This window comes from Parvibaculum sp. MBR-TMA-1.3b-4.2, from assembly GCF_053628815.1.
Genome location: NZ_JBRJHC010000001.1, coordinates 2,388,628 through 2,407,730, shown reverse-complemented (window position 1 = coordinate 2,407,730; position 19,103 = coordinate 2,388,628). Strand labels below are relative to the sequence as shown.

The 19,103-nt window shown below is 63.8% G+C and carries 17 protein-coding genes and 2 pseudogenes; 9 read left to right on the top strand and 10 right to left on the bottom strand.

Going from position 1 to position 19,103, the window contains the following annotated elements:
* Window positions 1-85: 85 nt before the first annotated feature.
* A complete protein-coding gene (ffh, locus tag ACSSVQ_RS11560) occupies window positions 86-1,648 on the bottom strand; it encodes a signal recognition particle protein (RefSeq protein WP_454183216.1) in 1,563 nt (520 codons plus the stop codon).
* A gap of 270 nt (window positions 1,649-1,918) precedes the next feature.
* On the opposite strand from ffh, the gene ACSSVQ_RS11555 reads away from it, so the two are divergent.
* The 5 genes from ACSSVQ_RS11555 to ACSSVQ_RS11535 all read left to right on the top strand — a co-directional run bounded on the left by ACSSVQ_RS11555 (window position 1,919) and on the right by ACSSVQ_RS11535 (window position 6,076).
* On the top strand, window positions 1,919-2,143 hold the full coding sequence (locus tag ACSSVQ_RS11555) for an alkylphosphonate utilization protein (protein ID WP_293326643.1): 225 nt from the start codon (window positions 1,919-1,921) through the stop codon (window positions 2,141-2,143).
* 90 nt (window positions 2,144-2,233) lie between these two features.
* Window positions 2,234-3,109, top strand: coding sequence for a diaminopimelate epimerase (gene dapF / locus ACSSVQ_RS11550; protein ID WP_454183214.1), 876 nt, complete (start codon window positions 2,234-2,236; stop codon window positions 3,107-3,109).
* Window positions 3,106-4,377, top strand: a complete 1,272-nt coding sequence (gene mtaB / locus ACSSVQ_RS11545; protein ID WP_454183213.1) for a tRNA (N(6)-L-threonylcarbamoyladenosine(37)-C(2))-methylthiotransferase MtaB — start codon at window positions 3,106-3,108, stop codon at window positions 4,375-4,377. The genes dapF and mtaB overlap by 4 nt, the downstream gene beginning before the upstream one ends.
* Window positions 4,374-5,348 (top strand): signal recognition particle-docking protein FtsY, encoded by a 975-nt coding sequence (gene ftsY, locus ACSSVQ_RS11540; protein WP_454183211.1) that lies wholly within the window; start codon window positions 4,374-4,376, stop codon window positions 5,346-5,348. The genes mtaB and ftsY overlap by 4 nt, the downstream gene beginning before the upstream one ends.
* Before the next feature lie 65 nt (window positions 5,349-5,413).
* A complete protein-coding gene (locus ACSSVQ_RS11535; RefSeq protein ID WP_454183209.1) occupies window positions 5,414-6,076 on the top strand; it encodes a septation protein A in 663 nt (220 codons plus the stop codon).
* A gap of 3 nt (window positions 6,077-6,079) precedes the next feature.
* Here the strand turns inward: ACSSVQ_RS11535 and ACSSVQ_RS11530 are convergent, their stop codons facing one another.
* Together ACSSVQ_RS11530 and ACSSVQ_RS11525 are read right to left on the bottom strand one after the other, a co-directional pair.
* Window positions 6,080-7,705 (bottom strand): MFS transporter, encoded by a 1,626-nt coding sequence (locus ACSSVQ_RS11530; protein ID WP_454184690.1) that lies wholly within the window; start codon window positions 7,703-7,705, stop codon window positions 6,080-6,082.
* Between the two features lie 156 nt (window positions 7,706-7,861).
* Entirely contained in the window at window positions 7,862-8,464 is a 603-nt protein-coding gene (locus tag ACSSVQ_RS11525) for an NUDIX domain-containing protein (protein ID WP_454183207.1), read from the bottom strand.
* 476 nt (window positions 8,465-8,940) lie between these two features.
* Between ACSSVQ_RS11525 and ACSSVQ_RS11520 the strand changes: the two genes are divergently transcribed.
* Window positions 8,941-9,540 (top strand): MarR family winged helix-turn-helix transcriptional regulator, encoded by a 600-nt coding sequence (locus ACSSVQ_RS11520; RefSeq protein ID WP_454183206.1) that lies wholly within the window; start codon window positions 8,941-8,943, stop codon window positions 9,538-9,540.
* 11 nt (window positions 9,541-9,551) lie between these two features.
* Here the strand turns inward: ACSSVQ_RS11520 and ACSSVQ_RS11515 are convergent, their stop codons facing one another.
* From ACSSVQ_RS11515 to ACSSVQ_RS11490, 6 genes are all read right to left on the bottom strand, one after another.
* On the bottom strand, window positions 9,552-10,142 hold the full coding sequence (locus tag ACSSVQ_RS11515; RefSeq protein WP_454183204.1) for a DsbE family thiol:disulfide interchange protein: 591 nt from the start codon (window positions 10,140-10,142) through the stop codon (window positions 9,552-9,554).
* Window positions 10,139-10,318: a heme exporter protein CcmD gene (ccmD, locus tag ACSSVQ_RS11510; protein ID WP_454183202.1), complete on the bottom strand. Its 180-nt coding sequence runs from the start codon at window positions 10,316-10,318 to the stop codon at window positions 10,139-10,141. The genes ACSSVQ_RS11515 and ccmD overlap by 4 nt, the downstream gene beginning before the upstream one ends.
* A gap of 7 nt (window positions 10,319-10,325) precedes the next feature.
* On the bottom strand, window positions 10,326-11,072 hold the full coding sequence (locus tag ACSSVQ_RS11505) for a heme ABC transporter permease (RefSeq protein WP_454183201.1): 747 nt from the start codon (window positions 11,070-11,072) through the stop codon (window positions 10,326-10,328).
* Window positions 11,073-11,165: 93 nt separating this feature from the next.
* Window positions 11,166-11,843, bottom strand: coding sequence for a heme exporter protein CcmB (gene ccmB, locus ACSSVQ_RS11500; RefSeq protein WP_454183199.1), 678 nt, complete (start codon window positions 11,841-11,843; stop codon window positions 11,166-11,168).
* The gene (ccmA, locus tag ACSSVQ_RS11495) at window positions 11,843-12,463 is read right to left on the bottom strand and encodes a heme ABC exporter ATP-binding protein CcmA (RefSeq protein ID WP_454184689.1); all 621 of its coding nucleotides are present in this window, start codon (window positions 12,461-12,463) and stop codon (window positions 11,843-11,845) included. Before ccmA ends, ccmB begins: the two co-directional genes overlap by 1 nt.
* 31 nt (window positions 12,464-12,494) lie before the next feature.
* A complete protein-coding gene (locus ACSSVQ_RS11490) occupies window positions 12,495-13,307 on the bottom strand; it encodes a crotonase/enoyl-CoA hydratase family protein (protein WP_293326672.1) in 813 nt (270 codons plus the stop codon).
* A gap of 235 nt (window positions 13,308-13,542) precedes the next feature.
* On the opposite strand from ACSSVQ_RS11490, the pseudogene ACSSVQ_RS11485 reads away from it, so the two are divergent.
* The 3 genes and pseudogenes from ACSSVQ_RS11485 to ACSSVQ_RS11475 all read left to right on the top strand — a co-directional run.
* Window positions 13,543-14,145 (top strand): annotated as a pseudogene (locus ACSSVQ_RS11485) (histone H1-like repetitive region-containing protein); the annotation flags it as partial.
* 219 nt (window positions 14,146-14,364) lie between these two features.
* Window positions 14,365-17,028, top strand: a pseudogene (acnA, locus tag ACSSVQ_RS11480) (aconitate hydratase AcnA); the annotation flags it as partial.
* A 131-nt stretch (window positions 17,029-17,159) separates the two neighbouring features.
* Entirely contained in the window at window positions 17,160-17,912 is a 753-nt protein-coding gene (locus ACSSVQ_RS11475) for a DUF1223 domain-containing protein (protein ID WP_454183197.1), read from the top strand.
* A gap of 3 nt (window positions 17,913-17,915) precedes the next feature.
* Here ACSSVQ_RS11475 and ACSSVQ_RS11470 read toward each other — a convergent pair whose 3' ends face one another.
* Window positions 17,916-19,100 (bottom strand): DUF4340 domain-containing protein, encoded by a 1,185-nt coding sequence (locus ACSSVQ_RS11470; RefSeq protein WP_454183195.1) that lies wholly within the window; start codon window positions 19,098-19,100, stop codon window positions 17,916-17,918.
* Window positions 19,101-19,103: the final 3 nt, after the last annotated feature.

The window sequence follows — 19,103 nt, the reverse complement described above, 5'->3', positions numbered from 1 at the left end:
ACCTTGCCGCCGCTTTATTGACCCTGCGGCAGATAACCTGTTGATCCTGAAAGGCCCGATATGCGCGGGCCCGAAACGCGAAATTCTATTTGCGCCGCTTTTTCTTGGGGCTCTTGGTCGCCTTGCGCCCACCGCCCGGTGCGCCGAAACCGCCGCCCGGAAGGCCGGGAAGACCGCCGGGCATGCCGCCGCCCATGCCGCCGGGAAGCCCCGGCAAACCGCCACCGGGCGCGCCACCACCCTGATCCATCAGCTTTTTCATCGCTTCCGGATCCTGCGCGGCCTCCGGCGGAAGCTCGGGCATCCCGCCGCCACCGCCGAACAGCTTGCTCATCATGCCGCCGCCCTTCTGCTTGCCCATCTGCTTCATCAGATCGGCCATCTGGCGGTGCATTTTCAAAAGCTTGTTGATTTCCGAGACATCCGTGCCCGAGCCCTTCGCCACACGCTTCTTGCGGCTGGCATTGAGGAGCTTGGGATTGCGGCGCTCCGCCTTGGTCATGGAGGAGATGATGGCGCCCTGACGCTTGAAGACGCTGTCGTCCATATTGGCGCCGGCCATCTGCTTGGAGCTCAGACCGGGGAGCATGCCCAGCACACCCTTGATGCCGCCCATGCGGCCCATCTGCTTGAGCTGCTCGGCCATGTCGTCCAGGTCGAACTGACCTTTCCGCATCTTCTCGGCGATCTTGTTCGCCTTGTCGGCGTCGATCGTCTCGGCGGCTTTTTCCACCAGCGACACGACGTCGCCCATGCCGAGAATGCGGCCCGCCACGCGGTCGGCCTTGAAATCCTCGATGGCGTCGAGCTTTTCGCCCGTGCCCAACACCTTGATCGGCACACCCGTGACGGCGCGCATGGAAAGCGCCGCGCCGCCGCGCCCGTCGCCGTCGACGCGAGTGAGGACGATGCCGGTCACGCCGATCCGGTCCTTGAAGTTCTCCGCCACATTGACCGCGTCCTGACCGGTCAGGCTGTCGGCGACGAGCAGCGTTTCATGCGGATGGGTCGCGTCGCGCACCTGCGCAACCTCGGCCATCAGCTCTTCATCGATATGGATACGGCCCGCCGTATCGAGCATGACGACGTCATAGCCGCCGAGCCTGGCCGCCTCCATGGCGCGCTTGGCGATGGCGACCGGCTGCTGACCCTCGACGATGGGCAGCGTCGCCACCCCCGTCTGCTCGCCCAGCACTTTCAGCTGTTCCTGCGCGGCGGGGCGGCGCGTATCGAGCGAGGCCATCAGCACCTTGCGCTTGTCGCGCTCGGTCAGCCGTTTGGCGATCTTGCCGGTCGAGGTCGTCTTACCCGAGCCCTGCAGGCCCACCATCATGATGCAGACCGGCGGGGCGGCTGCGAGCGAGATCGAGCTGTCGGCCCCCTCGCCGCCCAGCATCTCCACCAGTTCGTCATGGACGATCTTGATGACCTGCTGGCCGGGCGTCACGGAGCGCAGCACGTCCGCGCCCACCGCGCGCGCCTTCACCTTGTCGATGAAGGAGCGGGCGACCGGCAGCGCCACATCGGCCTCCAACAGAGCCCGGCGCACCTCGCGCATCGTCTCGTCGACATCCTTCTCGCTCAGCGAGCCGCGGCCCTTGAGTTTGGTAAAGACGTCGCCCAGACGGCCTGACAGGTTTTCGAACATGGGGCCCTTTCAGCCTTCAAGTTCCGGTGGCACAAAGCAAAATCGCCTCCGCGAACGAATATCGTCGGCGGAGGGGGACCCCGGCAAAACGCCTGGGGCGGTCGGGAAAACGGCAATGTCCCGAAAAACGTGGGCGGAAACTAGGGTTTGGAGGCGATTAAGTCAAGTTTCAGAGCCCGGCTATCGCCTGCCGCGGATATTCGCTTGCCCTTAGTCGCGGTAGGGTCGATTTTACGCCTCCTCAACCACCAAACGGCAAGGAACACGGCTTTGACCGACGACGTCATCGTGCGCGACAGCAACGGCACGGAACTCAATGACGGGGATTCCGTCACCCTCATCAAGGATCTGAAGGTCAAAGGCACCTCCCAGACCCTCAAGCGCGGCACGCTGGTGAAGAACATCCGCCTGACGGCCAATCCCGGCGAGGTCGATTGCAGCACCAAGCAGGTCAAGGGACTGGTGCTCAAGACCGAGTTTCTGAAGAAGGCCTGAGGCCCCGGCGATGGGGGCAAGCCGGCCTAGCCTGCAATCCACTGGCAATTTTGGTCCAAAAGCGCCATATATCCGCGCATTATGGCAGCCATGACCGCAACACCCCCTCCCATGCCGTTCCGCAAGATGAACGGCCTCGGCAACGACTTCGTCGTGCTGGATCTGCGCGCGCATCCGCTCGCGCTGACGGAGGAGCTTGCGCGCCGCATCGCCGACCGGGAAAACGGCGTGGGCTGCGACCAGTTCATCACCATCGAACCGGCGCGTAGCGGCGGCGACGCCTTTATGGGCATCCGCAACAATGACGGCGGCGCGGTGGAAGCCTGCGGCAACGCGGCCCGCTGCATCGGCCAGATCCTGCTCGACGAGACGGGCAAGGACGCCGTCACCATCGAGACCCCGAGCGGCGACACGGTCGCAACGCGCGGCCCCGAGGGAACCATCACCGTCGATATGGGCGAGCCGCGCCTCGGCTGGGACGAAATCCCGCTCTCCGAAGAATTTCGCGACACCCGCGCCATCGAGCTCGAAGTCGGCCCGCTGGGCGACCCGATCATGCACTCGCCCGCGGTGGTGAATGTCGGCAACCCGCATGCGATCTTCTTCGTCGACGACGTGGACGCGATAGACCTCGGCCGCATCGGCCCGATGCTGGAACACCATCCGCTCTTTCCCGAGCGCGCAAACATCTCCGTCGCGCAGGTGCTTTCGCCGACCCATATCCGCATTCGCACATGGGAGCGCGGCGCAGGGCTCACCCGCGCCTGCGGTACGGCGGCCTGTGCCAGCGCGGTCGCCGCGATCCGCCGCCGCAAGACGGAGCGGACCATGACGGTAAGCCTGCCCGGCGGCGACCTGACGCTGGAATGGCGCGAGGCCGACAACCACATCTATATGACCGGCCCCGCGACGCTCGACTATGAAAGCGAACTCGACCCCGCGCTTCTTTCGGGAGGGGCCGCATGAGCGAAAAGAAGCCCACCGAAATCGTGACCTTCGGCTGCCGCCTCAACACCTATGAGTCCGAGGTGATGCGCGGCCATGCGGCGGAAGCAGGGCTCGAAGGCGCCATCGTCTTCAATACCTGCGCCGTCACGGGCGAGGCGGTGCGCCAGGCAAAGCAGGCGATCCGCAAGGCGCGCCGCGAAAACCCGGAAGCCCGCATCATCGTCACCGGCTGCGCCGCGCAGGTGGACCCGGAAAGCTTCGGCGATATGGGCGAGGTCGATCTCGTCATCGGCAATGCCGAAAAGATGGAAGCGGCAAGCTGGACACCCGCCCGCGCGCTCCACGCCAATGAAAAGATCCGCGTCAACGACATCATGTCGGTGCGCGAAACCGCCGGACACCTCGTGCAGGGGCTGGAAGGCCGCGCCCGCGCCTTCGTACAGGTGCAGAACGGCTGCGACCATCGCTGCACCTTCTGCATCATTCCCTATGGCCGGGGCAATTCGCGCTCCGTGCCCGCCGGCGAAGTCGTCTCCGAGGTCCGGAACCTCGTCGAAAACGGCTACCGCGAAATCGTGCTGACGGGCGTCGACATCACCTCTTACGGATCGGACCTGCCCGGCAGGCCCTCGCTCGGCAATCTCGCGACCCGCATTCTGAAGCTGGTGCCGGAACTGGAGCGTCTGCGGCTTTCCTCCATCGACAGCATCGAGGCCGACGACGCACTGATGCGCCTCATCGCGGAAGAAGAGCGGCTGATGCCGCATCTCCATCTGTCGCTGCAGGCCGGCGACAACATGATCCTGAAGCGCATGAAGCGCCGCCATTCGCGCGAGGACGCCATCGCCTTTTGCGAGGAAGCGCGCCGCCTGCGCCCCGACATCGTGTTCGGCGCGGACATCATCGCCGGCTTCCCGACCGAGACCGACGAGATGTTCGAGAACTCGCTGCGGCATGTCGATGAATGCGGCCTCACCTGGTTGCATGTCTTTCCCTATTCGCCGCGCCCCGGCACACCCGCCGCGCGCATGCCGCAGGTGGAGCGCGGCCTTATCAAGACCCGCGCCGCCCGCCTTCGCCAGAAGGGCGCCGAGCGCCTGCGCGCTCATCTGGAATCGGGCCTCGGCGCCACTTGCCCGGTGCTGATGGAAACCGGCACGATGGGCCGCACTCACCAGTTCACGCCGGTCAGGCTCGAAGGCGGCAAGGCGCAGGCAGGCGACATCCTGCCGGTGCAGCTCGCCGGGCATGACGGCAAGCGTTTCAAGGGATTATTGGCTGCATGAGCGAGAGCGAGACCCAGGACGACGCCGGAAGCGAAACCGGATCGGAAGAAAAGAAAAAGGGCCTCTTTCGCCGCATGAAGGAGGGGCTCTCCCGCTCCGCGAAAAACATCTCCGAAGGCGTCACCGGCATCTTCACCAAGCGCAAGCTCGACGACGAGACGCTTGAAGAGCTGGAAGACCTGCTCATCTCCGCAGATCTCGGCATCGACGCGGCCTCGAAGATCACCGCCCAGATCCGCAAGGACCGTTTCGACAAGGAAGTCAGCCCGGAAGAAATACGCGAGGCGCTGGCCAGCGAGATCGCGGACATCCTGAAACCGGTGGAAAAGCCCTTCGAGATCGACGCCGCGAAAAAGCCCTATGTGCTTCTCATGGTCGGCGTGAACGGCGCGGGCAAGACCACCACCATCGGCAAGATCGGCGCAAAGCTGATCGGGGAAGGAAAATCCGTCATCCTGGCGGCGGGCGACACCTTCCGCGCGGCGGCCGTGGAACAGCTCAAAGTATGGGGCGAGCGCATCGGCGCGCCCGTCGTCACCACCAAGCTCGGCGGCGACGCGGCGGGCCTTGCCTATGAGGCGATTGCGCGCGCCAAGGAAGAAGGCGCCGATGTCGTGCTGATCGACACGGCGGGCCGCCTCCAGAACAAGGCCGATTTGATGGCGGAGCTTGAAAAGGTGATCCGCGTCGTCAAGAAGATCGAGCCCGAGGCACCCCATGCGACGCTGCTGGTGCTCGACGCCACCACAGGTCAGAACGCGGTGAACCAGGTGGAAATTTTCGGCAGCACGGCGGGCGTCACCGGCCTTGTGATGACCAAGCTGGACGGCACGGCGCGCGGCGGCATCCTGGTTGCCATTGCCGAAAAATTCAGCATGCCGGTCCATATGATCGGGGTCGGCGAAAGCGTGGAAGACCTGCAGACCTTCTCGGCGGACGCCTATGCGAAAGCCATTGCCGGGGCGAACTGATCCGATAGGCGGATTGGTCTCGTAGAAAGTAACGGGCGGCTCGATACATGACTGCGGAGTCCGGAATGACCGAGACGAAGGCCAAGACCACATCCAAAGACACCCATGCGGGCATGACCGGCTCTCAATGGGGCCGCATGGCCATCGAGCTGGGGCCGCTGGCCGTGTTCTTCATCATGAACGCCCAGGCCGACAATCTGTTCGGCGTGCCCGAGAACCAGACGATTTTCTGGGCCACCGGCGCGTTCATGATCGCGACGGCCGTCTCGCTCGGCGTGTCCTATGCGAAATTCCGCCATATCCCCACCATGCCGCTCGTCACCGGCGTCTTCGTGATGGTTTTCGGCGGGCTGACGCTCTGGCTGCATAATGACGAGTTCATCAAGTTGAAGCCCACCATCGTGAACCTTCTGTTCGCAACCGCGCTGCTGGGCGCTGCGATGATGGGCAAACCGCTGATGAAGAAGCTCTTCGACGGCGCGTTCGACCTCACCGATACGGGCTGGATGATCCTCTCCGTGCGCTGGGGGCTCTTCTTCGTCTTTCTCGCCATCGTGAACGAAGTCGTCTGGCGTAATTTCTCGACCGACTTCTGGGTCAGTTTCAAGCTCTTCGGCGTGACGCCCATCACCCTCGTCTTCGGCATGGCGCAGCTGGGCGTGCTCACAAAGCATGCACCGGAAAAGCCCGACGACGAGACAGCAGAAGCCATCCAGACCGCGAAGTAGGCCTCACTCCTCTTCCGGATGCAGTTCGCGGTCTTTCGTCTCGGGCAGGAACAACAGCCCGATCACGAATGTCATCGCGGCGATGATGACCGGATACCACAGCCCCGAATAGACATTGCCCGTCGCCGCCACGATGGCGAAGGAAACCGTCGGCAGGAAACCGCCGAACCAGCCATTGCCGATGTGATAGGGCAGCGACATGGAGGTGTAGCGGATCCGCGTCGGGAACAATTCCACCAGCGCCGCCGCGATCGGGCCATAGACCATCGTCACCAGCAGCACGAGCATGAAGAGCAGCGCGACCACCATCGTATAATTGATACGCGCCGGGTCGGCCGCCTTCGGATAGCCGGCATCGCGCAGCACGGTTTTCAGCGTGGCGTTAAAAGCCGCGCGCCTGTCCGCCGCGCCATCCTGCGTGGCGTCGAAAGACGCAAGCTCCGCATCCCCCACTTTCACAATCGCAATTGTCCCGGCGGGCGCGACTTCATTGCTGTAGGGAATGCCGTCTTTCGCCAGCGCCGACTTCGCCACATCGCAGGATGAGGTGAAAGACGCCGTGCCGACCGGATTGAACTGAAATGAGCATTCCGCCGGATCTGCAATGACCACCACGGGCGCTTCGCGCTGCGCCGCTTCAAGTGCGGGATTGGCGAAATGGGTCAACGCGGTAAAGATCGGGAAATAGCTCAGCGCTGCGATCAGGCAGCCCGCCAGAATGACCGGCTTGCGGCCGATCCTGTCCGACAGCGAACCGAACACGATGAAGAAGGGCGTCGCCAGCAGCAGGGCGCCCGCAATCAGCAGATTGGCCGTCTGCCCGTCCACCTTCAAAATCCGCGTGAGGAAGAAGAGCGCATAGAACTGGCCCGTATACCAGACCACCGCCTGCCCCGCCGTGAGACCCAGCAGCGCAATCAGCACGATCTTCAGATTGGGCCATTTGCCGAAACTCTCCTTGATCGGCGATTTGGAGAGCGTGCCCTCCTCCTTCATCTTCTTGAACAGCGGCGACTCGTTGAGCTGCACGCGGATCCAGACGGATATACCGAGCAGGATGATCGAAAGAATGAAGGGAATACGCCACCCCCAGCTTTCGAATGCAGCGCCGTCCATGGAGAGCCGCACACCCAGAATAACCAGCAGCGACAGGAACAGCCCCATGGTCGCCGTCGTCTGGATCCATGAGGTGTAATTGCCGCGTTTATGCGTCGGCGCATGTTCCGCGACATAGATCGCCGCGCCGCCATATTCCCCGCCCAGCGCAAGTCCCTGCGCCAAACGCAACACAATCAGGATGATTGGCGCCGCCATGCCGATGGTCGCGTAATTGGGCAGAAGCCCCACAATGAAGGTCGACAGCCCCATGATCGTAATGGTGACGAGGAAGGTGTATTTGCGGCCCACCAGATCGCCCAGCCTGCCGAACACCAGCGCCCCGAAAGGCCGGACCGCGAAGCCCGCGGCGAATGCGAGCAAGGCAAAGATGAAACCCGCGGTCGGATTCACGCCGGAAAAGAACTGGACACTGATGATCGCGGCAAGCGACCCGTAGAGGTAAAAATCGTACCACTCGAAAACCGTGCCCAGCGACGAGGCGAAAATCACCCGCCGTTCTTCACGCGTCATCTTGTGCTTATAGGCCTGATCACCGCCCGACAATTCGGCCACGTCGTTTCCTCCCCCGATGTAACGGCCCGTCGCCTTCTGCGCGAAACGGGCCTCCTCCACCGAAGATCATGCCCAAACGAGGCAGGATCGCCAAGCGACGAAAACACGAACCCCTCAGCCCGCGGAGGGGGCGGCGGGGAAGAAATTTCCGTTCTCGCCTTCCGGATTGCCGAAGGGTGCAATAGCCGATTTGTCCTTAACGCTACGATATTGCGTGAGCGCCCAATAGACACTTGGGAAAGCAAGCTCTTGCCACGGAATATCGTCCCAGGCGAAGAGCGCGACTTCGAGGCTTTCCTCGCCGGCGGAAAATTCGGGCCTCGCCAGCGTTGCGCGATACATGAGCTGCACCTGCGAAATGCGCGGAATGTTGTAGACCGCCAGCAGGTCGCGAATGACGATTTCAGCATTCGCCTCTTCGCGCGCCTCGCGCTTCGCGCCGTCTTCGGTCGTCTCGCCCTGCTCCATAAAGCCAGCCGGCAATGTCCAGAAGCCCCGGCGCGGCTCGATGGAACGGCGGCACATCAAAAACTGCCCTTCATGTTCGACCACCGATCCGACCACGATCCGCGGATTCACGTAGTCGATGAAACCGCATGCATCGCACACATCGCGCGCGAGATTGTCCCCATCCGGCACGCGGCGGGAAAAGGCGACGCTCTCTTCCCGTCCCGGCTCCTGGGGCTTGGGCACGCGATGCGTCACTTTTTCGCGCATTGCAGTTTGTTCATGTTCTTTATCGTTTTGGTTGCCGCTCGTCATCGCCATGTCACTTTTCGTCATTGCCGCTAATCGTTACCGCGCACCCAAAATGGTCTGTCTGCCCACGGAGTTACACAACTTCCGCTGCGATAGTTGGCCGGAGCGGTGCTTTATTGCTCCGGCTACAGATATACGCGACACATAAGCACGATTCTTTCGCCCTTGCCTCTTGCGCGGCAGGGGTCCTCAGGTGCATATGATGATAGATCGGCGCAGACGTTCAGGCCATATCCCGGCACGCAGGCATACATATATGCGGTGCTTTCATGGCCGGTCATCGCGCGCCGGGCAGCGTTGCCGTCTGCATTCGGTTTATCCGGCGAGGCAACGCGTCCAAAAGCACAACATGGCTTAAGCCAGCCGTCGGCTTTCCGTATGCGGCCCGTTTCCCGCGGATCACTCCGGCGACAAACATCTGAAGGAAAAATCGCATGGCCCCGAGGAAGACTGCCGGAAGTTTCGACCTTGAAAGCTCGCTGAGTCATTTGCTGCGCCGGGCGCAGCAGTTCGCTTATGACCAGTTCGTGCAGCAGATGGGCGACAGCTCGCTCACGCCGCGCCAGTTCATCGTGCTGTTCGCCGTCAACGAGGAAGAAGGCCTGAGCCAGACCGATCTGGTGAACCGCACAGGCATCGACCGCTCGACGCTGGCCGACATGATCAGCCGCATGATCAAGAACGGCCTGCTTGCCCGCAAGCGCACCGCCGAAGACGCCCGCGCCAATTCCGTTCGCCTGACCGCCGCCGGCCGCCGCTCGCTCAAAAGCGCCATGCCGCGCGCCCTGGCCGCCGAGAAGGCGCTTCTCGACATCATGCCCAAGACCGTCCAGTCGGATCTGATGAAGGCGCTCAGCCACCTGAACGAAGCCGTGGAAGGCATGAAGGCAGAGGAAGCCGCCACGCCCGCCAAAAAGGCGCCGGCCAAGCGCGCCCCGGCCCGCAAGAAACCGGCTGCGAAAAAGCCTGCCGCCCGGAAGGCCCCGGCCCGCAAGCCGGCAGCGAAGAAGACGACGCCCCGCAAGAAGAAGTAAGCCGTCTGCCTCTACTGCCCGGCGGCTGAAGTCGCCGGGTTCGCGGCCCGCAGCGCCGGAAGGATATCGTTCTCGATACTTTCCGGTGTGAGCGGGCCGACATGTTTCACGGCAATCCGCCCCTCGCCATCGACCACATAGGTTTCCGGGACGCCATAAACGCCCCAGTCGATGGAGGCCTGCCCCCTGGCGTCGGCGCCGATCCGGTCGAACGGGTCACCCAGTTCGGAAAGGAAACGCCGCGCAGCCCGCGGATCGTCCTTGTAGTCGATCCCGTAAAGCGGCACCTCGGGGTGCTTTTGCCGGAACTCGACCAGCATCGGCATTTCCTCGCGGCACGGCACGCACCAACTCGCCCAGACATTGACGATGCTCGCCTTGCCCCCGCGCAAATTTCCATCGGCCAGTCCCGGGTGCGGAAGCCCTTCGACCGGCGGCAGGTCGAACACCGGCACCTCGCGCCCGATCAGCGCCGAGGGCACACGGGACGGATCCCCGTTGAACAACGCCACAAGGAAGAAACCGGCCAGAACGAAGAAAACAGCAGCCGGGATCAGCGCCAGCAGCCGCCGTCTTCCGCCCGTGGAAGGCTCGTCGGTCACGCGCCGCCCTCCGGCTTGCGATCCCGGCGTCGCGTTTCCAGCCTGTCCACAAGACGTTTCTGCGCCCTGAGATCGGCGACGCTCTGCCAGATCACGCCGATAAAGACGAGCGCGGCCAGCCCGTAGCTCGGCCAGACGAAGGCGGCATATCCGCCCATATAGAAAAATTCGTTCATGTCCGCCCTACCCTTCGGCCCGGCGCAGGCTCATCGCCCGCACGCGCCGCCTGAGCACTTCCGCCCGCATCCGCACCAGCAGCATCACGAAGAAGAACAACGTGAAACCGATGGCCAGCGTCATCAGCGGAACGAGCATGGACGACGCAACGGTCGGCCCGTCCATCCGGAACACGCTGGCCGGCTGATGCAGCGTGTTCCACCAGTTCACCGAATAATGAATGATCGGCACATTGACGAAGCCCACCAGCGCCAGCACCGCCGCCGGCCGCGTCGCCGCATGCGGATCGTCGATGGTGGCGCGCAGCGCCATATAGCCCAGATAGATGAAGAACAGGATCAGCACCGAGGTCAGCCTTGCATCCCAGACCCACCAGGTGCCCCACATCGGTTCGCCCCAGAGCGAGCCCGTGACCAGCGCCAGAAAGGTGAAGGCCGCCCCGATGGGCGCTGCCGCCTTGGCGCAGACATCGGCGATCGGATGGCGGAACACCAGCGCCACGCCGCTTGCCACCGCCATCACCGAATAGACGAAGAGCGACAGCCAGGCCGACGGCACATGGATATACATGATCCGCACCGTCTCTCCCTGCTGATAGTCGGGCGGAGAAGCGAACAGCGCAAAATAGAGCCCCACCGCCATGACCACAGCCGTGAGCGCGCCGAGCGGCGCGACAAGACGGCCCGACAGCGCCATGAAGCGCGTGGGATTGGCAAAGGCCTGGAGCCGCTGCGAGGCGGTGAGCATGGTCATGCCTGTGATGTAGCCCGGCAGGGCGTGAAACGGCAAGAGAGCGGGGCGATTTGTGATCCCGACATAAGGTCGCGCCTCATTCCAACGCCCTCCCTATTTCAGCGCGGCTCTGAGCCCCGCCGCCGCGGCCACAGGACCGATGACGAGGCTTGCCAGCGTCACGGCCCCGAGAAAGCTGAGTGCCTGCATCATAACGCCGGGCGGCGCGCCCGAAATCGCCTCATCCGCCGCCCCGACGCCGAAAATCAGCACCGGGACATAGAACGGCACCACGAGCAGCGAGGCGAGCAGGCCGCCCCGGCGCACCCCGACCGTCAGCGCGGCTCCGATAGCGCCCAGAAAGCTCAATGCGGGCGTCCCGATGGCCATGGACAGGATGAGCGGGGGAAACACATTCACCGGCAGGTTGAGCAGCAGGCCCAGAAGCGGCGCAGCGACCAGCAGCGGCAACCCCGTTGTCAGCCAATGGCTGAACGCCTTGGCGGCCGCGATCGCCTCCAGCGGCAAGGGTCCCATGGCGAGAAGGTCGAGCGTTCCGTCTTCGAGGTCGGCCTGAAACAAACGTTCCAGCGTCAGCAGCGAGGAAAGCAGCAAGGCCACCCACAAAATACCCGGCGCAATCTGCGCCAGCAGCGACAGGTTGGGCCCGACGCCCACCGCGACGACGCTCACCGTAATCAGGAAAAAGAAGACGGCCATGCCGCCGCCGCCGCCTGCGCGCACGGCCAGCCGCAAATCCCGCGCGATCAATGCTGCAATGGCGCGTCCCATCAGGCCACCTGCCGGCGCGGCGAAAGATCGAGCGTAAGCTGGCGCTTGAGCCCCAGTTCGAGATGCGTCGCCGCCACGATGAGCCCGCCCAGCGCCAGATGCGCCTCCATCAGCTCCGCCAGGATGGCGGTCGAGGCCTTGTCCAGCGCGACGCTAGGCTCGTCCAGCAGCCAGAGAGGACGCGGCGCCACAAGGAGCCGCGCCAGCGCCAGCCGCTTGCGCTGCCCGGCGGATAGATAGGCAACCGAGAGATCGGCAAGATCGCCGAGCCGCACGGCATCGAGCGCAGGCAGAACATCCTGCGCGCCGCCTGCCCCGTCCAGAAACGAGCCCCAGAAGCGAAGCGTCTCTTCCACCGAAAAGGCAGGCTTCAGCGCGTCCAGATGGCCGAGATAATGCGCCTGCTCGCCGACCGATATGTCCTCTTTGCCGCCATTGAGCGTCAGATGCCCCTCGGCCAGCTCGACGAGACCGGCAATCTGGCGCAGCAGGCTCGACTTTCCCGCCCCGTTGGGGCCCACCAGCACAAGCGCCTCACCGCTCGCCACCTCGAAGCCGAGCCCCTGATAGACAAGCCGTCCGCCCCGGATGCAGGCAAGATCGGACGCCCGCAATGTCATCTCTCGCGCGGCGGGCGCCGCCATCGCATCTTCAAATATCGTCAAAATTCCCGCCCCGTCCCTTGCCGGCGGCAAACCGCGTGGCGCCTGCGACCGTTTCGCCGGAAGCAAGCACCTTCCGGCCATGTGTGAACTCGTTTGCCAGGGCCTGATCGTAAGGCAGGTCCCATTGCTCATAGGCCGACATCCTGTCGTGACGGAGGCAGCCCTGCGGAAAACGCGCAATCTGCTGCGCCAGCTCTTCCGCGGTCTCCCGCGCCGTGCCCGGTTCCGCGATCCGGTTCGCAAGACCCATTTGCAGTGCTTCCTCCGCATCGACCGGACGGCCGGTGAGAATAAGATCCATCGCCCGCGAATGACCGATGAGCCTTGGCAGACGTACCGTGCCCCCGTCGATCAGCGGCACACCCCAGCGTCGGCAGAATACCCCCATCGTGGCGTCGCGTTCCATGACGCGCATGTCGCACCACAAGGCGAGTTCCATGCCGCCCGCCACCGCATAACCGGAAATCGCCGCGATCACGGGCTTGGAAAGCACCATGCGCGAAGGGCCCATCGGCCCGTCCGCGGCAAGCCTGTCCGCTTCCAGGCCGGTCCCCGGCGACGTCATGCGGTTGGCGCCGCCTTCACCGCCCCGGGATACCGCTTTCAGGTCCGCGCCCGCGCAGAAAGTTCCGTTCTCGCCATGAAACACTCCGACAAGCGCATCCTCGTCGCGCTCGAAATCGAGAAAGGCCTGCGCCAGTGCATCGGCGGTTTCGCGATCCACCGCATTTTTCACATCCGGCCGGCTGAGCACGATCGTCGTGACGGCACCGTTTTTCTCCGTTCTCACCGCATTCATCGCCGTCTCCCCTGAACTGTTCCGTGATGCTCATTATCATGGCTCAAGACCGCGCGCGAAGCATGGCATTAGCCGATGAAAGTCATTATAGTCCGCCGCGTCACGAACAGCGGCCCGCAACGACAGATCGGCGGCGTATCGACAGCGGCGTTGGAGAGCGTGCGTAACACGCATCGCGCCACATCGTATCGCATCGCATTCCCGGGTCCGGCAAGCAGCATCGAGGATCGAACTGATGGCGAAAAAGGCAGTGGCGAAGGCCAGTAAAAAGGCCCCCGCAAAGAAGCCCGTAGCGAAAAAGAAAGCGGCGGCGAAAACCGCCACCGCGAAGAAGACCACGGCAAAGAAGGCGCCCGCGAAAAAGGCACCTGCGAAAAAGACCCCCGCAAAAAAGACCGTAGCCAGCAAGGCCGCTCCCAAGAAGGCAGCCGCCACCCAGAAACCGGCAGCGAAGAAACCGGCCGCTAAAAAGCCTGCTGCGAAGAAGACGACGGCCAAGCCGGCCGCGAAGAAGGCAACCGCGACCAGGAAGCCGGTCGCCCGGAAAGCCGCACCGAAAAAAGCCGCGGCCACCAAAAAGGCGAGCACGGCGAAAAAAGCGACCGCCGCCAAGAAGCCGGTAGCAAGGAAGGCGCCTGCGAAGAAGACGGCGGCAAAGAAGCCCGCCGCCCGGAAAGCAGCTCCCAAAAAGGCCGCTCCCAAGAAAGCCGCCCCGAAAAAGGCAGCCACGACCCGCAAGACCGCGACGGCCAAGCCTGCCGCTCGCAAGACGGCGGCTGCGAAAAAGCCTGCCGCAAAAAAACCTGTAGCGAAGAAAGCGGCGCCCAAGAAGACCGCCGCGACCCGCAAGGCGACCCCGGCCAAAAAGACGACGACGGCCAGGAAGGCGGCGCCTGCGAAGAAAGCTACGACGGCACGCAAGCCCGCTGCGAAGACGGCGCCCGCCCGCAAGGCGGCACCTGCCCGCAAGACGGCGGCCAAGCCGGCAGCAAAGCCTGCGGCCCGCAAGGCCCCCGCGAAGAAAGCCGCGCCCAAAAGCACGGCAAAGAGCGGCGGCAGCTTCGGGGCCAAAAAGACCCTGAAGGTCGGACGGCGCACCTACACCTATTACAGCCTGCCCGACGCGGCGAAGGCCGGTCTCGACGGTATCGAGCGTCTGCCTCTTTCGCTGAAGGTGCTGCTGGAAAACCTGCTGCGCCATGAAGATGGCCGCACCGTCACCGCCGACGACATCCGCGCGGTGAAGGAATGGATGGTGAACCGCACGTCTACCCGCGAAATCGCCTATCGCCCGGCCCGCGTGCTGATGCAGGACTTCACCGGCGTTCCCGCCGTGGTGGACCTCGCCGCCATGCGCGACGCAGTGAAGACGCTTGGCGCCTCGACGAGCAAGATCAACCCGCAAGTGCCGGTGGACCTCGTCATCGACCACTCCGTGATGGTGGACAAGTTCGGCACCGCGCTCGCCTTCGAGCAGAACACGGAAATCGAATATCAGCGCAACCGCGAACGCTATGAGTTCCTGCGCTGGGGTTCCAAGGCCTTCGATAATTTCCGCGTCGTGCCGCCCGGAACCGGCATCTGCCACCAGGTGAACCTCGAATATCTGGCCCAGACGGTCTGGACGAAGAAGGAAGGCCGCACGGAAGTCGCCTATCCCGACACCTGCGTCGGCACCGACAGCCACACCACCATGGTGAACGGCCTTTCGGTTCTCGGCTGGGGCGTGGGCGGCATCGAAGCCGAAGCGGCCATGCTCGGCCAGCCGGTCTCGATGCTCATTCCGGAAGTCATCGGCTTCAAGCTCACCGGTGAGCTTGCCGAAGGCATCACGGCGACCGACATGGTGCTCACCGTCACCGAAATGCTCCGCAAGAAGGGCGTGGTCGGCAAGTTCGTCGAATTCTACGGCGACGGCCTGCAGCATCTTTCTCTCGCCGACCGGGCGACCATCTCCAACATGGCTCCCGAATATGGCGCGACCTGCGGCTTCTTCCCGGTCGACAACGAGACCCTGAAATACCTCAAGGCCACGGGCCGCTCCGAAGAGCGCATCGCGCTGGTCGAGGCCTATCTCAAGGCGCAGGGCATGTTCCACGAGCCGGACATGGAAGAGCCGCTCTTCACCGATACGCTGGAGCTGAACCTTGCCGGCGTCGAGCCGAGCCTGGCCGGCCCCAAGCGTCCGCAGGACCGCGTCGGCCTGTCGAAGGTGAAGGACAACTTCGAAAACGCCCTGACGGGCGAATTCGGCAAGGCGTCGGAAGCCGACAAGCGCGTCCCCGTCGAAGGCGAGGATTACGACATCGGCCATGGCGACGTGATGATCGCCGCCATCACCTCCTGCACCAACACCTCCAACCCGAACGTGCTCGTCGCGGCCGGCCTCGTCGCCCGCAACGCTCACAAGCTCGGCCTGAAGGTGAAACCCTGGGTGAAAACCTCTCTCGCCCCCGGCTCGCAGGTCGTGACCGACTACCTCACCAAGTCGGGGCTGCAGAAAGACCTCGATGCGATGGGCTTCAACCTTGTCGGCTATGGCTGCACCACCTGTATCGGCAACTCCGGTCCGCTGCAGACGGAAATCAGCCAGGCGATCAACAAGAACGACATGGTCGTCTCGTCGGTGCTGTCGGGTAACCGCAACTTCGAAGGCCGCGTGAGCCAGGATGTGAAGACGAACTATCTCGCATCGCCCCCGCTCGTTGTCGCCTATGCGCTGGCCGGTTCCACCCGCAAGAACCTGACGACGGAACCCATCGGAACGGGCTCCAACGGTCAGCCGGTCTATCTGAAGGACATCTGGCCCTCCTCCAAGGAGATCGCGGAGATCGTCCATGCCTGCGTTACGCCGGAAATGTTCCGCGAGCGCTATGCCAACGTCTTCGACGGCGACGACAAGTGGCAGAGCATCAAGGTCACCGGCGGCAACACCTATAGCTGGGACGACAACTCCACCTATGTCCAGAACCCGCCCTACTTCGAAAACATGACGAAGAAGCCGGGCAAGCTGGAAAATGTGGACGATGCGCGTGTGCTGGGTCTCTTCGGCGACTCGATCACGACCGACCACATCTCGCCCGCCGGCTCCATCAAGCTGCAAAGCCCCGCCGGCGAGTATCTGGTTTCCAAGCAGGTCGGCCAGCAGGACTTCAACTCCTATGGCGCCCGGCGCGGCAACCATCAGGTCATGATGCGCGGCACCTTCGCCAATATCCGCATCAAGAACCAGATGCTGAAGGGTATCGAAGGCGGCTTCACCAAGCTGCAGCCGGAAGGCACCCAGATGCCGATCTACGATGCCGCGATGGAGTACAAGCGCCGTGGTACGCCGCTGGTGATCTTCGCCGGCAAGGAATACGGCACCGGCTCCAGCCGCGACTGGGCGGCCAAGGGCACCGTACTCCTTGGTGTGAAGGCCGTGATCGCCCAGAGCTTCGAGCGTATCCACCGCTCCAACCTGGTCGGCATGGGCGTCGCCCCGCTTCAGTTCCTCAACGACGAGAGCTGGGAAACGCTGGGCCTCGACGGCTCCGAGACGGTCAGCATCGACGGTCTGGAAACGCTGAAGCCGCGTGACACGGTCAAGGTCACCATCACCTTCGCCGACGGCACCAAGAAGGTGATCGACGCTCTCGCCCGCATCGATACGCAGGACGAGCTCGACTACTACACGCATGGCGGCATCCTGCGCTACGTGCTGCGCAATCTCGCCGCATAAGCGGAAGCGCCATACGAAACGCGAAAGGGCGGTTCCTCGGAACCGCCCTTTTTCTTTGCTTTGTCGCGGGCCGCAAAACGCTCACCGCATCGTGACTCGTCCGTGTTCGCGCAACCGCCTATGCTTTTTCCATGAGAAAGACGCCATTCCATAACGTATTTGCTGCCCTTTCCGTGCTTGCCGCCGCCGCGCTCGTGACCGCGCCCGCCGCAGCCGCCGAAACGACGCGGCCCGTCATCGTGGAACTCTTCACCAGCCAGGGCTGTTCGAGCTGCCCGCCCGCCGACGCCTATCTGCGCGACCTCACCCGCAAGCAAGGCGTCCTGCCGCTCTCCTTCAATGTCGATTACTGGGACTATCTCGGCTGGCGCGACACGCTGGCCAGCCCCGACAACACCGCGCGTCAGCGCGCCTACGGCCGCGCCCTCGGGCTCTCCGGCGTCTACACGCCGCAAATGGTGGTGGATGGAAACGCGGAAGGCATCGGCAGCAACCGCCGCAAGATCGACGCGCTGATCGCCGCGCGCACGCCCGCCGCCAATGATGTCGCGATGTCGCTGGAAGAAGAGTACGGCCGCCTCACCGTCTCGATTGCCGCCGGGCCCGCGCCAGAAAAGCCGGCCACCATCTGGCTTATCCGCTACGAGACATCGAGAACAGTCGAGATCGAGCGCGGCGAAAACCGGGGCAAGACGATCACCTATGCCAATGTCGTGCGCGGTGTCGCGCCCATCGGCATGTGGGACGGGCGGAAGATGCGTATTATGCTGCCTGAGGAAGACGTCATGCCGGACAAGAACGCACGCTGCGTGGTCCTGCTGCAGGCAAACGGCCCGGGCCGCATTCTGGCCGCCGCCGAACCGGACATGCAGCCCAACGAATAGCCTTTATTCGGCGATCTGGCCGCCCGGCCTGCCGGCGCCGTCCATGACACCCCGCACCTCATCGTCGAGCGCAGTGTTCGCACGCGTCAGAAGGTCCATGGTCTGGGTCACCTGCGTGGTCACCTTCGAGGGCATCTTGTAGGCCCAGCCATCGACCCGCGCCCTGAGCGCCTTCGCCCGCTCCGTGGCGGCATCGTCCCCGGCGGCATCCTCGGTGGTGGCCACATCGATCTTCGCCCAGAGCCCGCTGCCCGCGCCGCTCATCACAAGGGTCAGTTTCAGCCCGTCATAGGTGGTGAGCGTCACCACCGGCGACGTATCGGGAAAATTCAGCTGATCGGCCTTCAGCACATCGTCGAACTGCACCCCCGCCAACGCAGTCGCCACACCGTCGAGCACCGGTCCGCCACGCGAGACGCGTCCTTCCGGCAGATTGGCGATACTGAAATGTTCGGTCTCCGGCGTTTCCCGGTTGAGCACGACCGGGTGGTCGGTCCCGGACCAGAGCGTCATGGACTTGATGTCCTTCTTGTCGAGCCCGAGGAAGTCCGGCGCCAGCCAAGCGTTCACTTTCTTGAAAAGCGGCAGCCGGCCACGAGCGAGCCAAGTCTGGTCCTCGCCGTCGCGCCGCACATAGATCACGCCCTGTCCGCCCGCGTCGACCGTCCGGTCCGGCACATGACCGACCAGAAGCGAGGCCATGGACTTGCCGTCCGCATCCTTCAAACTCACGCGTATCGCGGAACCGAGATCTTCCGGCGCGAGCAGCCCCAGATTGCGGTGCCATTTCTTATTGGCCGTGCGCGGCTCATAGGCTTCCATCTCGGAAAGGCCCAGCAGCGCCTTTTTGACGAGCTTGGTATCGGCGGGATAGCCGTCGCGCGAGGGCAGGCGCCAGACGCCGTCGCCTTTGCGCGTGATCACGATCTTGTCGGTGCCCTGAAGCCCCCGGCTGAACGTATATTCGATGCTCTGCACCTTATCGAGACGGTCGGCGAGACCCGCGAACAGCGGCTTCGGCTCGAAATCCGTCGCCACGCTGCGCTGCGCACCGGCAACCGCCACGATCGCGGCAATCACCACGATAACGGTCAGCGCCGCCAGCACGACGAGATTGCGCAGGGGCCGCTGCTCGCGCAGCGCCGTCAGAAAATCCCCGGACCCCTTGTTGGAACCATTGCCAGCCATATG